The 14,619-nt window shown below is 41.3% G+C and carries 13 protein-coding genes; 2 read left to right on the plus strand and 11 right to left on the minus strand.

The window, feature by feature from the left end; genetic code table 11:
* Window positions 1-25: 25 nt before the first annotated feature.
* The 8 genes from MHB50_RS10975 to MHB50_RS11010 all read right to left on the minus strand — a co-directional run bounded on the left by MHB50_RS10975 (window position 26) and on the right by MHB50_RS11010 (window position 7,351).
* Entirely contained in the window at window positions 26-1,336 is a 1,311-nt protein-coding gene (locus MHB50_RS10975; protein WP_077109360.1) for an FAD-binding oxidoreductase, read from the minus strand.
* 170 nt (window positions 1,337-1,506) lie between these two features.
* Entirely contained in the window at window positions 1,507-2,574 is a 1,068-nt protein-coding gene (locus MHB50_RS10980) for a chemotaxis response regulator protein-glutamate methylesterase (protein ID WP_077109359.1), read from the minus strand.
* 12 nt (window positions 2,575-2,586) lie between these two features.
* On the minus strand, window positions 2,587-3,378 hold the full coding sequence (locus MHB50_RS10985) for a protein-glutamate O-methyltransferase CheR (protein ID WP_077109358.1): 792 nt from the start codon (window positions 3,376-3,378) through the stop codon (window positions 2,587-2,589).
* Window positions 3,379-3,405: 27 nt separating this feature from the next.
* Complete coding sequence (locus tag MHB50_RS10990; protein WP_077109357.1) at window positions 3,406-3,864, minus strand: chemotaxis protein CheX; 459 nt, start codon at window positions 3,862-3,864, stop codon at window positions 3,406-3,408.
* Between the two features lie 55 nt (window positions 3,865-3,919).
* Window positions 3,920-4,279 (minus strand): response regulator, encoded by a 360-nt coding sequence (locus MHB50_RS10995; protein WP_077109356.1) that lies wholly within the window; start codon window positions 4,277-4,279, stop codon window positions 3,920-3,922.
* Between the two features lie 29 nt (window positions 4,280-4,308).
* Entirely contained in the window at window positions 4,309-6,357 is a 2,049-nt protein-coding gene (locus MHB50_RS11000) for a chemotaxis protein CheA (RefSeq protein ID WP_340083763.1), read from the minus strand.
* A 12-nt stretch (window positions 6,358-6,369) separates the two neighbouring features.
* Window positions 6,370-6,807, minus strand: coding sequence for a chemotaxis protein CheW (locus tag MHB50_RS11005; protein ID WP_253191817.1), 438 nt, complete (start codon window positions 6,805-6,807; stop codon window positions 6,370-6,372).
* A 100-nt stretch (window positions 6,808-6,907) separates the two neighbouring features.
* The gene (locus MHB50_RS11010; RefSeq protein WP_077109354.1) at window positions 6,908-7,351 is read right to left on the minus strand and encodes a chemotaxis protein CheW; all 444 of its coding nucleotides are present in this window, start codon (window positions 7,349-7,351) and stop codon (window positions 6,908-6,910) included.
* Between the two features lie 827 nt (window positions 7,352-8,178).
* Between MHB50_RS11010 and MHB50_RS11015 the strand changes: the two genes are divergently transcribed.
* The gene (locus tag MHB50_RS11015; protein ID WP_077109353.1) at window positions 8,179-9,486 is read left to right on the plus strand and encodes a globin-coupled sensor protein; all 1,308 of its coding nucleotides are present in this window, start codon (window positions 8,179-8,181) and stop codon (window positions 9,484-9,486) included.
* Between the two features lie 392 nt (window positions 9,487-9,878).
* On the opposite strand, the gene MHB50_RS11020 is transcribed toward MHB50_RS11015, so the two are convergent.
* The 3 genes from MHB50_RS11020 to MHB50_RS11030 form a co-directional block, all read right to left on the minus strand.
* Window positions 9,879-10,793: a DMT family transporter gene (locus MHB50_RS11020; protein ID WP_340083764.1), complete on the minus strand. Its 915-nt coding sequence runs from the start codon at window positions 10,791-10,793 to the stop codon at window positions 9,879-9,881.
* A 70-nt stretch (window positions 10,794-10,863) separates the two neighbouring features.
* Window positions 10,864-11,313, minus strand: coding sequence for a CBO0543 family protein (locus tag MHB50_RS11025; RefSeq protein WP_339163674.1), 450 nt, complete (start codon window positions 11,311-11,313; stop codon window positions 10,864-10,866).
* Window positions 11,246-12,340, minus strand: coding sequence for a DUF2515 family protein (locus MHB50_RS11030; protein WP_077109387.1), 1,095 nt, complete (start codon window positions 12,338-12,340; stop codon window positions 11,246-11,248). The genes MHB50_RS11025 and MHB50_RS11030 overlap by 68 nt, the downstream gene beginning before the upstream one ends.
* A 158-nt stretch (window positions 12,341-12,498) precedes the next feature.
* Between MHB50_RS11030 and shc the strand changes: the two genes are divergently transcribed.
* A complete protein-coding gene (gene shc, locus MHB50_RS11035) occupies window positions 12,499-14,361 on the plus strand; it encodes a squalene--hopene cyclase (RefSeq protein WP_340085329.1) in 1,863 nt (620 codons plus the stop codon).
* The last annotated feature ends 258 nt before the right edge of the window (window positions 14,362-14,619 follow it).

A 14,619-nucleotide genomic window follows, 5' to 3' on the forward strand; every position in this document is an offset into this window, starting at 1 on the left:
CTTCCCTTTGCTTTTCTGCAGACAATTATATCCCTCCCACAAATCTGTGCCGATTTAATATTCCTTTTGGATCAACCTCTTTTTTCATCCCTTCCAGCAAGAAAAAGTAAGACGGTTTTTCTCCCCAAACTTGAATCTCCTTTCTATAAGATAACGGCAAATGTGTGATAACGGCATAGCCGCCAAGCTGTTCCGCCTTTGTTCTCATCTGGTGAATGGCCGCAACCACTTTCTCTGCCTCTCCATAAAAATTGATTTTGCAGAGCCCATGCCCCAAACCTCCATGAGCCTTGAGTTGTATGTTTTGCGAGTGTTCCAGTTTCATGGTTTCGTTGATAATCTCTACAACGTCCATGTTGACGACGCCTATTTTGACAGCCGCCTGAAAAACGTTTTGACCCTTATTTCCTTTGGAATAAAAGGAATCCCAAAATTGTTTTGTTTCCCCTTCAGACAGTATGGACAGTTCAGAGTCCGAAGGCTTCATTGCCTTGAGCATGTTTTCTTGATAAAGAACCGAACTTTCTACATCTTCAAAGCTGACAACCAAAGTTGTGCATGCATATCCTGTTAATGTAGCGGCCATTGTTGGGTTCAGCAATTCAATGGCAACAGGCTCAATCATGACATCCAAAAGTTGTGAGGCAAATCGGCGTATCTCTTTCATCTGATTAGCCGGGAAACTGATAAAAGCAACGCTTTCGCACTTTGGTAGAGGACGCAACTTAAATGTCACTTCCGAAATAACCCCAAGAGTTCCCATTGAGCCGATAAATAACTTATTCATGTCATACCCCGCTACATTTTTCACCACTTTTCCGCCGGTGCGGATTATTTTTCCATCTGGATAAACGATTCTCATCCCGATGACAGCATCCCGCGCGGCGCCGTATCTAAATCGTTTCGGCCCGCTGTCATTGGCGGCAATCACCCCGCCCACCGTTGCTTCTTCGGGAAAAAAAGGATCGACGGCCACTTTTTGATAATAATCGGCAAGATACTGCTGCAATTCGCCAAATACGGTTCCTGCCCTCACCGTCACGGTCATATCACCTTGAACATGTTCAACAACCCCAGTATAGGATTTTGTCGATATCAATATATCAGCTTGTTCCGTTAAACCGCCAAATCCTCTTTTCGTTCCCGCTCCCATGACAGAAACGGTTTGTCCCGATGTGTTGGCATAAGCCAAAATATCAGCCATTTCCTGCTCAGTTTTGGGGTAAATCGTCACTTTTCCTCCATTGCCAAGATGGAGTTCATCATCTTCCCCATCAAAAATGCGATCTTCAGGAATAACTGCCTTTAAATGAGAGAGAATACTTGCTGTCGTCATTTCATCCACCCCAATCTACGAAGTCCTGTTTTCTCCATTTAATCATTAAAATTCTTTGTATTCAAGCAATTTTTAGAATATACTAAACAGTTTAACCACAAAAAAACTCACCCAAGTAAGGATGAGAAATATACATTGTTTAAAGTGAAACCATTTTTTCCAATCATTCATCATGCCTTTGCCAATTCCACCATCTTCGCGGAAATGCGATCTACAGGCATAATATGATCCACGCACCCCAGTTGAACGGCTGATTTCGGCATACCATAGACAACGCAAGTTTTTTCAGATTCGGCAATGGTTGTCGCGGCGCCTTCCTCTTTGCCTTTTTGCATCCCTTTCGCTCCATCACTGCCCATGCCGGTCATAATAATATAGTGGCGTTTTAACTTTTTCAGCTTGGAAACAGAATCAAATAAAACATCGACAGATGGGCGATGCCCATTCCGTTGCGGCTCCTTGTTCAGCACGATTCGATAGCCATTGATGGTTTGACGGACTTCCATATGATAATCTCCCGGTGCAATATAAACCGTACCACCCCGGATGATTTCATTGTTTTCAGCTTCAGTCACGGTGACATTGGAAATGTCGTTTAATCTTTTCGCCAAATAATGAGTGAATTTAGGCGGCATATGCTGAACAACCAATACCGGACAATGAAAATCAGGCGGGAGCTCAGTAATGACGGTTTCGAGCGCTTTTGGCCCGCCTGTGGATGTCCCGATGGCAAATATTTGGTTAAACGTTGTATTGACAGGACCCGGATGAAGAATGGGATCTTTTTTTATCTTTTTTGCGGGTGCGAATCTACGTTTAGGCCGATCTTTCGAAAGCGGCGCCTTGGCAACCGCTTTGACTTTTGTAAGTAGTTCATCTCTTACACGAAACATATCCACTGAGATAGAGCCCGACGGTTTTTGGATAAAGTCTACAGCTCCGAGCTGCAAGGCTTTAATTGTTTCATATGCTCCCTTATCGGTAAGAGAACTTACCATAAGGGTAGGAGTAGGGAAGTTTTTCATAATTTGCTCAAGTGCTGATAGGCCATCCATTTTCGGCATCTCAATATCCATGGTTATGACGTCAGGCTTAAGTTCTTTTGTTAATTCCATTGCCTCCAGCCCGTTTTTGGCGATCCCGACCACTTCCAGCAAGGGATCTTGATTAATCAGTTCTGAAATGAGTTTACGCATAAACATGGAGTCATCAACAACAAGCACCCTGATTTTTAACACCTGAAACCTCTCCTATACTTTCATATAAAAAAACGTCTCTGTTTCCTTTAACTGATATTTTCCGGGTTGAAAAATCTGCTCGGCCCCTCCGACAAAAAGGTATCCTCCTTTATTCAGCGATCTGCTAAATTTATGAAAAAGATCGTCCTTTGCTTCATCAGTAAAGTAGATTAATACATTCCGGCAAATAATCAAATCAAAACCTCCTGGAAAAGGTTCTGACAATAAGTCTTGCTTTTTGAATTCTACCTTTCTTTTGATCTCATCCCTCACTTTGAAATGGTCACCCGCATCCTGAAAAAAAGATTTGATTTGAGCAGGAGACAGGTTTTTCAATGAGCTTTCCTCATATTCTCCACGTTTTGCTTTATCAAGGACTTTTTGATTAATATCCGTGGCCAAAACCCGAAAATCTTTTACATTGTTGAGGGAAGACAATACCATCGCCGCACTATAAGGTTCCTCCCCAGTTGAACAAGCGGCACTCCAGCAATGAATGACATCATTTTGTGACAACAGCCTGGGAATAATTTTTTTCTCCAGTATTTCCCATCTCATGGGGTTACGAAAAAATTCTGTCACGTTGATCGTCATATGATCTAAAAACTCATCAAATAGAAATTCATTATTGATCATCCCAACGAACAAATCATCGAAGGTGGAAAAGCCCTTTCTTGTTTTAAAAGCAGTCAACCTTCGCTTCATTTGATCCTCTTTATAGAGCTGCAAATCTATATTGGTCCTCTTTTTGATCTTCAGCACAAATTGCTCATAATCTTTCTCCAAATCAATCACTTTTGGCATGGTTTTACCTTCAGCTCCATCGGGATTTTATTCTTCATACAGAAGCGTTAGTTCAATAGATCCCGTATTATTGATGGACAGAGCGGTGTATAAAGCTTTCATCTCTGTTCCTGACACCTCGATAGATTGGCCTACCACTAACGTTGGAGGTGTGATATTCATGGAAAAACCCTTCTCCATAAAAATAGTCATGGCATTGCCACAAATCATATTCCCCAGTTCCAAAAGTGCGCTTTGAGCCATTTGATCCAAGTTTTCAGTCGGCATCCCCATCATTGTAGAAGAGATCTCCAGCCCAACCTGTAAAGGAATTCTAAAAATGATTTGTCCGCGGACATCACCTGTTATGCCTATCATAGCGAGTACATCTTCCGATGTTGGTGTTGCTGCTTGGCTGTTGTCCCCGGTTTCTTGACAAGACATTTGAAATTGTTCAAACACATGTGTTGATGCTTTTAAAAAAGGTTCTAAACTAATTGTATTCATAAGTTCCATCCTCACATTCATTTCTCGCTACCAAAAAAGAGTTACTGAACCTTGTTTACTTTTCACCAATCTTTTTGATAGCTGCACTCATTCTTTGCGGATCAATTGGCTTAACGATAAAATCGGAGGCTCCTGCAATGATGGCATCTTTAACCATTGACTCCTGCCCCATAGCTGATGAAATAAGAACCTTGGCTTTGGGATCAAGTTCCCTTATTTCCTTGGTGGCGGTGATCCCGTCTTTGTTTGGCATCGTGATATCCATCGTAACCAAATCAGGATTTAATTCTTTGTACTTCTCTACCGCATCATTGCCATCAACAGCTTCTCCCACCACTTCGTGGCCAAACTCTTCCAACATCTTTCGTAAAGTCATGCGCATAAAAGCAGCATCATCCACAATTAAAATCCTCATAATTCCATTCCCCTATTCTGATTTCATGTTTATTCGTCATTAACAACCCTGGAAATACCGGCAACTTCCAGTATTAATTCAACTCTACCATCACCCAAAATGGTAGCTCCTGATATATATTTAATTTTGCCGATATATTTTCCTAATGATTTTACAACGATTTCTTGGTTGCCGTGCAGTTCATCCACCATTAAAGCGATTCTTTTTTCACCCAAACCTACAATGACAAGCGGAACCTGCCTGTTATTTCGATCTTTTCTGGGAATCTGTAATAAATCGTTCAACCATACGACAGGTAAAACTTGCTCCCTGATCACCACAATGGATTTTCCTTTTATCGTTTGGATGGAATCCAGAGGTACTCGTACAATCTCCAGGACGTTGCTCATCGGGATGATAAAGGTTCTCTCGCCTATGCCCACAATCAGCCCTGTAATAATCGCCAATGTTAACGGAAGTTTGATTTTAAAAATGGTGCCTTTCCCCAGTTTTGAGTCCAGTTCAATGATTCCATTTAAACTTTCAATGTGGTTTCGGACGATGTCCATGCCCACTCCTCTTCCGGAAACATCACTGACATTCGCAACAGTCGAGAATCCCGGGCGAAAAATTAAATGTATCGCCTCTTCATCTGTCATTGCCTCGGCTTCTTCTGTGGTGATCAGTTCTTTTTTAATGGCGGAAGCTTTTATTTTCTCGGGGTTTATTCCCGCGCCATCATCTTCCACGGTAATGACAACCTGATTTTCCTCGTGGTAGGCATTAATACGTAAAAGGCCCTTTTCAGGCTTATTATTCTTGATTCGCTCCTCAGTGGATTCAAGTCCATGATCCACCGCATTTCGTATTAAGTGGATGAGCGGATCGCCAATCTTTTCAATAACTGTCCGGTCCAATTCTGTTTCTTGGCCTTCAATGACCAAATCTATTTCTTTGTTCAAAGAATGGGAAAGATCACGTACCATTCTCGGGAACCGGCTGAATAATTGACCTATCGGAAGCATCCGAACTTTCATCACGCTTTCCTGGAGCTCTCCGATTACCCGGCCAATGTGATCAGTTACCTGATCCAGTTCTTCAATCGCTTCTGCCCCGGAGTTTTGTCTGCCTAAATCGCTCGCCACTTGTTTGATCCTTGTTTGGTCGATCACCAATTCACCGACCAAGTTCATTAAGTGCTCCAATCGGTCTACATCCACTCGAATCGTCTGTTTCGTCTGTTTCCTCTGCTTTGCCTCATCCTGCCTTTTGCGCGTAACCTTAGGCTTTTTTTCTGCAGATCCGCTATCCGAACGAGTCTTTTTGACTGGTTTGCTTTGCGCTTCGCTCCTTGCAGTAAACGGGACTACACTTACATCTGCAACTTCGTTCATGGATTGAAGCAAGTCTTTGATGTCCTCGGCATCTTGTTGTGTAGCGATCAGGAAGTAAACATTCTGAAAGTCAGCGTCAACTTCGCTGTCCATTGCGGGGATGGTTTGTATCATCTCTCCCCATGATTGCAACTCATTATAAATTAAAAAAGCACGAACTGATTTCATTCCGCAGTCAGGAGATATTTTTACTTCAACTTGAAAAATACGCAATCCTTTTTCCTTTAAAGCTTGAGCTTTGCGATGCGTTTCCGCGGTGAACAAAGCAGCCGTTTCTCCCTTGCCTTCAGGTTGTCCAGAAGCATTGCCACCACCGGTTCCCTGGGAAAATGATTGCACTTCCTTTATAAGCGGAGCGACATCCGTTCTTTGTTCTTCCTCAGAAACAATTTCATCTTTTAGCTGTCTTAATTGATCGAGACATTTAAACAAAAGGTCAATTAATGCTTCGCTTACATGTAAGCGATTATTCCGGACATGGTCCAATAAATGTTCCATCGCATGGGTTAATTTGGCCATGTCATCGAATCCCATCGTCGCGGAGGACCCTTTTATCGTATGGGCGGCACGGAAAAGCTTTTGGATCACTTCCTTGGATTCTCCATCTTCTTCAAGCGCCAATACTTCCTGATCCATTATTTGCAGTTGTTCGTCCACCTCATCGATAAAAACGCCCAAAAACTCGGTTAAATCGAATGTTTCCATGTTTTTCACCACCTATTGCCCAAGAAGTTCATTTAAATTTAATACAGCAACCAATTCTTCCCCTGAAGTCCCGATTCCACTAATAAAAGATTTATCAATATTACCGTGATCCCCGGACGATGGCTGTAAATCATCAAACGTTGTCACCCGGCTTACTCGGTCGACCACAATGCCTACCATTTCGCCTTCATAGCTGACGACTATAATTCTAGTATCTTTTGTGTATTTTTCTTCAGGCAAGTCAAATCGGTGTCTCAGGCTGATAACCGGAATAACGATGCCTCGCAGATTAATAACTCCTTTTATATATTCTTTGGAGTTTGGGATGACGGTAGTATCCTGCATTTTGATGATTTCTTTTATTTCATTGATTTTGATGCCATATAATTCTTCCCCAATGGCGAAAGAAATATATTTTTCCTGTTGGATCGTTTCCATCGTTTCACCCACTCTCACTCTTCTTTTACAGGCGCTTAAACATTTACTTCTTTTTACAAAATTTCGTTTTTACCTTCATGGCAAAATGTTCACAATGGCGATTGCAAGCCGCTTACTCCAACACTTTCTTTACATCTACATCACTTAGCAGTGTTTCCAAATCCAAGATTGTGATCGTTTGATCATCATGATGATAAACTCCTTTGATCCATTCACTCTGAGATGAGTGAGGGGCAGGGGCTATATACTCTTCCGGCAGAAACTTCACCTGATCCACATCATCTACCACAAACCCGCTTTCCTTGATATTGTTGTTCAAAACGATTATGCGGGTTGTTGACACTAATTCATTTTCCTTTTCCAAAAACATTCGATGCAAGCTAACAATCGGTATGACTTTTTCTCTAAAATGAATGACACCCAAAAACTCGTCTTTTGAATTGGGAACCCATTTCACAGTCCTCATTCTGGTAATTTCAAATACATCTTGAATGGAGATGGCAAAATATTTATCATTAATCGCAAAAACAACATATTGATCATTGATCGGATTCATTCAAACCTCCCCTTTCAAAAAATAAAAACAGAACCCCTACTACTTTTCAAAGGTTCTCCAAATATGTAAAGCGGCAGATTCCACAGAGGTCTTTACGACATACAGGAACATTGACATCCTCTATTCAATATTTATCTCGTGCCTGTTTACAAAACTGGATATCTCATATCATTTTTATCGACATACATGACACTTTCTTTAGAATGCAGGGAGTTTTTTTACTATTCAAACAGTTCGTTTGCACATCTCCATCCGCCCCCTTTAGGCAAACATTCCGCAAACGGCTGTTGGATTGCTGCAATGATTCCCTTAAACACGTCTAATATTTTTGGTGCTTTCATGAACTTGACGAACCCGGCAATCTCGGCAACAAACTTTTCATAGTGAAACAATTCTCAAATCATTTTAAGCCCTAAACACTTCCTTCAAACTCACTATAACGCCTTTTTAAATGAACAATGCTGGCATCCCCCGCCATCTGCCCATTATCCTTACAAAAAGAATAAAGGAAAGTTTACAAGATAATTTTAAAAATACTACATAAAATTTGATAATTCAACGGAAACATGTTATTTTTTACCTAGGCATAAAGACTCATTTTTATTGGCTTTAGAAATTAAAAAAGATCAAGCGGCGGGACGATCGCCCCGTAAAGCAAAAAAATATAAAACAAATTCCTTGTAAAACTAAATAATATGATTAACATAGCCGATATAAATAATTGCAGGCAAAATATTAAACATAATAATGTGTATGATGAATCGTATTTTTCATTTCATAAAGCAAGAAGCTGGTTAAAGTGGATCAAGGAATGGGGAGGAAGCAGGATGGCATTGTTCGGTTTGGTAAAAAAAAGTGGCAAATCCGATAAAACAGTAAAAACACTCAAAAGCAGGGGAACGGGTGATATTGACATTCAGGATGCCCGTCTCATAGCCAAAATGAAGATGATCGATTTAAGTAAATCTGATTTGGATATCATCAAAAGCATTCAGCCACTAATCGAAAAGAATATTGATCTATTGGTGAATACTTTCTATGACACTATTTTAAATCTTGATCATTTAAAAGAAATGGTTCTAAAACACAGTACGGTGGATAGACTAAAAAAGACGTTAAGAAGACATATGATTGAATTGTTTGACGGCAATATTGACAAGAATTTTATCAATAAAAGACTGAAGGTAGCCAATATACATTTTAAAATAGGGCTTGAACCTTCTTGGTATATGGGGGCTTTCCAAAATATACAAAATTCACTTACCCAGATTATTTTTAAAGAAGTGCAATCCAAAGGGGAGCTTCTGAGCGTCATTGACGCGGTGCAAAAGGTATTGAGCTTTGAACAACAAATTGTGCTTGAAGCATACCATCAAGAACAAATGGAACAGTTAAGCGTTCAGTTCGAAGAAGGGAAATCCTACTTGAAAAATAAAATGACAGCTGTCAGTGAAGACCTTGTGGCACTTGCTGAGCAAAATCAGGCTTCTGTTGAAACGTTAAGCATAAGCATTGATGAAGTCAATCAAACAACGGCTGAAAGTAACGAAAAAGCGATATTGGCTAGAGACTTTGCCAGTGATGGCCAAAACAATTTAAATGAACTCCTTGAAAAGATCAACTTTATGGAAGAACTGTCAAAGGAAATGATTGAAAGTATCCATAAGCTGGGAGAGTCTTCCGAAAAAATCTCAAATGTCATATATATGGTCCAAGATATAGCCGAACAAACAAACGTCTTGGCTTTAAACTCCGCCATAGAGGCGGCAAGAGCCGGAGAACATGGCAGGGGATTTGCTGTACTTGCCCAGGAAGTGCAAAAGCTTGCTGAACAAACAAAAGATTCCATTACTCAAATACATGAATTAATCACCACTTCCAACAACCATAAAGAGCGGGTCATCGAATCTTTGGAACAGGTGGAAAACGCAGTGCAATCCGGTATTACCTCTTCAAGAGACACCTATGAATCGTTCCAAAAAATAGTCCAGTCCGTACAACAAAACAGCATTACCGCAACGGAAGTGCAAGAACAAGTAAAAGTTCTAATCAAAGTTGTAAAGGAAATTGAACATGCGACTTCGATCGTGGCCGAATCTGCCGAAGAATTGAATGAAGCAGCCATAAAGGCGTAAATATAGAGCTGACTGCTGCTTGATCATGACTATTGAAGGCAGGAACCTGAATTGCACCCCAATTGTGAGATGCGCGTCTGACAATTGGCGGTGCTTTTATTATGTCTATATGTAGAGGCAAGGCCGTATAAAACAGTTACAAAACGATCGTGCTGGAAATAAGGAAACCCATTGAGTCGGCTGAAATATGAGTGACAGGTGAATGAAAAGGGTGTGAAAATTTCCATTGAATTTCAGAAATGAACTCGGCCACCTCTTTCTTATGAAAATAAAGTAAAGAAGCCTTATACAAATGAAACCGCATGAAATCAAATGTAAAAACCTTGATTTCATGCGGTTTATTTTCACGATTGGACAAACAGCAATTCGTTTTCAACTTATGGTCGAACCTCTCACTTTCCACCTTCCGGCTTCTTGATTTTAGCGCGGTGTTCCAAAAATCCGGTTCCGAGCACGACCCCGACCACAATCAACAAAAACCCGATCCATTGGATGGAATAAATTTTTTCTCCGAGAAATACAGCAGCCCCAACCAACGAAAAGAAGGGAGACAAGTTAAGAAAAAGAGCAGCCTGGCCTGCTCCAATTCTCTGAATGGCATAGTTATACAAAAGATGGCCCATTGCCGTCGCAATGGAACCAGACGCAAAAAACACGAGCCAGGCCATGAGAGTCCCCGTTTTCAAGGAAGCCAATCCTTCAGGTTCAACCGTGACGCTAAGGACGAATAACATAACGGATCCCATCAACATGGACAACCCCGTCAAAGATTGCGAACCTACCGAGTTTGCCATTTTATTAATTAAAATAAAACTGGCCGCTTGAGTAAGAACGGCGATAAAAATGAATATATCCCCAATGGAAAATTGCAATGCCGCTCCCGGCTTGGCAAGCATGATCAAAGCCACTCCCGAGAACCCAAAAACCAAACCAAGAATCCGAAAAACCGTTAGACGGTCGCCAAGAAAAAGAGCAGCCGCGACGGTCGTAACAATGGGCACCGAGCCAAGAATCAAGCCTCCATTGGCCGCACTTGTATACTTTAGTCCGACAGATAAAAAAGCATGGTGGCCAAGAACTCCAAAAACAGCAACACACGCAATCATCAGTATGTTTTTAAATGAAAGCCTTTGAATTTTATTGCGATAAAATAGCAACGGCGAGAGTGTTAAAAAAGCGAGAAAAATGCGTAAAGACGTAATTGTCACCGGAGAGAAGTGGCTGACGATAATTTTAATCGCAGTGACATTAAACCCCCAAACGATCATGAGTACAAATAATAAAATGTATAGCAAAAAGCTGTTCATCTGATACCGCCTGCCAATCCATCATCGTTCAATTTCCTATATCATACTACCATATTATTGGATAGAAAGACTATTTATTTACCCGGAAGCCTTGGGAAACCATCCATACGAGATACATAAACAGAAAATATCCAATCGTCGAATACCAATGATGCCAGCTTTCTGTATGCCGAAGTAATCCCGCGGATTCCGCCAACATTTCAAATACCGCGGCGGCAAGACCCAATCCCAAGTAGAAAAGACATCTTCCCTTCCTGGACATGTTCTTTCCCATATACAAAAACAGTAACGTGAATAACGGCAAAGCAACCAGTGTAAAAAACACATCGATAGGAAAAACATCCGAAAACGGCCGTTTAGGAAACTCATATAACCCTTTACCAACCAATAACAAATCCAAATATGTCGCGATAAGGCAGCCAAATACAATCGCCGTAAAATAAGAAGGCCTCCTATTTCGAAAATGCTGTTTTGGCGGAGGCCGCAAACTCGAGATTTTCCAGCGTTTCACAGTAATCATCTTCTATGTCCCCACTCTTTTTTTCATGATCTTTTTCCAAGTAGTAGATGACGTCCCAGCGATTAAACCAGTCCCCTTCTTCCGCATCTTCTTGAACAACATTTTTCCAGGCAAATTCCAGTCTTGGGCTATAAAATCGTGGAAATCCTTTTTTCAATTGGCATTTCTTTAATCTTTTATAAATAGTGCCCGGCAACCCTTCATGCACATCGTTGAAAAGATGCGGCCAATAGTCTTTCCTTGATCCTGTATGCGGCTGGGCGATACACCATCCCAACACCTTTCGCCACAAACGCTGGTCCGAAAATAACAGACGATATAAGTGCTTACCAAGTACAATGCGTTCATGAAGCGAGCCGAAATAATCAAGTGTCATTCCGACAAGCGCGGTTCCTCCTTCATGATCCGGCTCTGAATACGGAAACAGAATATGGTTGAATGAAAGCAGTTCCTGTAAAAGAAATTCAAACGTATAAAGTACTTTCTCTTGATACACCGGATTTTTTACAACTCGCTTTTCTAGATAACTCTGTTCATTGATGACCTGGGCAATCGCCAACGTATAGCTGTCTCCTCTATTCCAAAAGTCATTCCACACTACTTCCATAAAAACGGATACATGCAAATAGGGCAACAAATAAAATAAATTCCTATTTTGTTTCACGGATTCCGCATAAAGTAGAAACTGGGGATAGATGTCCTGGAAGATGAGCCAATTTCCCCTCTCTAAAAAAAGGAAATAGTCTTCCCTCCGTCTTTCATTTAATAGCTTTACAAGCAATTCTCCTTTTAGATCCGTCATATTCCAACCACCGTTCCGAGAAACGACATGACCTAAAAAAGCCCAATGGATTTCCGGGTAATGCAGATAAAAATTCAGGTAAGCCATTGTTCTTGTCACATTATTGAGATTTAATGCGGCGGTTTGGGCTTTTATTTGCTCCAACAGCATCTTGTCTTTACTCGGCAAGACTGCCGATTCGCAAGATGAAGGGGTACCCTCTTTTTTCTTCAATTGATTTTTCATGGGGATAAGATGGTCAGAGAGCTTTTTTTTCGTTAGTTTTTTTTTAACAAAAAACTCCTTCACCCCCAAACCGCATTCTTTTTCCCCGCAAGAATAAATATGAAACATACACATAGCAAGCAAGGAGTTGGTTTTAATTGAAATTTGAACACGTTGAGATGACCATCCGGCGCATCACCGAAGAGCTGAAAGCCCGCCAATCTTCTGATGGGTCGTGGAATTTCCCTTTTGAAACGGGGACTTCCACCGACGCGTATATGATTATTTTATTAAGGACGCTGGAAATAAATGATGAAGATTTAATCCGCGAATTGACTCAACGCCTCCTCAGCAGGCAAGAAAAGAATGGGGCATGGAAACTTTATTACGATGAAGGAGACGGAAATTTAACGGCTACAGTGGAAGCATACTATGCACTCCTTTATTCCACCTATTATTCGACATCAGATCCACAAATGCGGGCAGCCAAAAAGTTTATTGTCAAGAATGGCGGAATTCAAAAATCCCATATGTTTACAAAAATAATGCTTGCGTTAACCGGACAATATCAATGGCCGGCTTTTTTCCCCATACCCGTAGAATTGATCTTGCTTCCCCTCTCTTTTCCAATCCATTTTTATGACATTTCAGTATTTGGCCGGGCCAACCTCGCCCCCATCATGATTTTGGCAACAAAAAAATACAGTAAAAAAACAAAATACAGTCCAGATCTTTCGCATTTATTTACATCCAGATCGAGTGATTTCTATTCAAACGAAGAGCTCCGAAAGCTGAAAACAATCGCCGATTATATGGAAAAAGCGGTTAAATACCTCATCGGCTTGCCATTTCAGCTTCGCCAATCGGCCATTGAGCGAACAAAGCAATATATGCTTACACACATCGAACCGGATGGCACGTTAAACAGCTACTTCAGTGCCACTTTTCTCATGATTTTTGCTTTGCTTTCGCTTGGTAGCCGAAAAGATGCCCCCCTCATTACCAAAGCGATTGACGGCTTAAAAAGAATGAGATGTACTATCAAGGGTCACACCCATATGCAATACACAACAGCCAATGTGTGGAATACCTCTCTCATTTCATTTGCCATGCAAAGCGCGGGAATTTCACCATCCGATCCCGGTATCCAAAAAGCGAACAGGTATTTACTGGAGAAACAGCATATCAAATTCGGCGATTGGGCTATTCGTAATTCCGGTGTTATGCCCGGTGGATGGGGTTTCTCGGACATCAATACATTTAACCCGGATGTGGATGACACTACTGCATCTTTGAGGGCGCTGTCCGCTACGGTCCAATCTGCCACAATTCGGGAATCATGGAACCGCGGTGTGTCATGGAGTCTTTCCATGCAAAATCGTGATGGCGGCTGGCCGGCATTCGAAAAAAATATCGATAAAAAGATATGGAACCTGCTCCCGATCGAAGGAAACAAGTTTCTCATTTCAGATGCCAGCAGTGCGGACCTGACCGGAAGGACACTTGAGTTTCTCGGTCATTATACGAATTTGCCGAAAAAACACCGAATTGTAAAGAACGGAACAAACTGGCTTCTTACCAACCAGAGAAAAGACGGCACCTGGTATGGCCGCTGGGGAATTTGCTATATATATGGAACATGGGCGGCAATGACCGGCCTTTTGGCAGCTGGGATAAATCCGGAGGAAAAACATATTCAAAAAGCGCTGCATTGGTTGAAGCACATTCAAAATGAAGACGGCGGCTGGGGGGAATCTTGTCATAGTGACCAGAAAAATCAGTATATACCCCTAGGAGCAAGCAACATTACTCAAACTTCCTGGGCGTTGGACAGTCTCATTGCTGCCGAAGCCAAACCTTCAAGGGAAATCAATTTCGGCATCGATTATCTATTACAAAAATACGACCAAAAGGACTGGACGGATGACTATCCCGTCGGTCAGGGTATGGGCGGCGCATTTTATATCCATTATCACAGTTACCGCTACATCTTTCCTTTAATAAGCTTAACGAACTACGTAAAAAAGTATAAAAATCAATGAAAATGCCCATTTGAACTATTTTGAAACAGGAAAAACACCTTCAAAGTGTCAAATTTAAGGGTGTTCAACTGTTCATTTCCATTAAAGACAGATGAATTCTTTGAACGCGAATAAATACAGGGCGTCATGATATTTGAAAAAGAGCCGCCAAACGCCGCCGTAACTCGGATGTTGAGCAGCCTTGAAGGTGATTTATCCCGCATGTAAGGTGCCATATACACCACTTCAAGACCTGAGTTGATACAAAAGGTCTAAGTG

Origin of the sequence: Siminovitchia sp. FSL H7-0308, assembly GCF_037980985.1 — a bacterium.
Taxonomy (GTDB): domain Bacteria; phylum Bacillota; class Bacilli; order Bacillales; family Bacillaceae_C; genus Siminovitchia; species Siminovitchia thermophila.